The following is a 313-nucleotide window of genomic DNA, read 5'->3' on the forward strand; positions in this document are numbered from 1 at the left end:
CAACGCCGTGATGGCGGCCTGCGACCTCGTGGCGGAGCTGAACGGCATCGCCGACGCGATGATCGCCCGCGGCGCCGCCTCCGGCCGCTTCGACCCGCCGAGCACCACGGTCCATGTCGGGACGATCCAGGGCGGCACGGCCCGCAACATCCTGCCGAAGGCCTGCACCTTCCACTGGGAGTTCCGCGGCCTGCCGGACCTCGACATGGGCGAGATCCCGGCCCGCTCCGCCGAGGCCGCCGAGCGGGTGACCCGCGAGCGGCTCAACCGCTACGGCGCCTTCGGGCGGATCGAGACGGTCGAGGAGGTCGCG

General features: G+C 73.8%; 1 protein-coding gene. It reads left to right on the plus strand.

Annotation, left to right across the window (positions count from 1 at the left end):
- Positions 1-313: peptidase dimerization domain-containing protein (locus ACLBXP_RS25535; RefSeq protein ID WP_447670620.1), on the plus strand; the 313-nt coding region annotated here is incomplete at both ends.

This window comes from Methylobacterium sp. A54F (genome assembly GCF_053346035.1).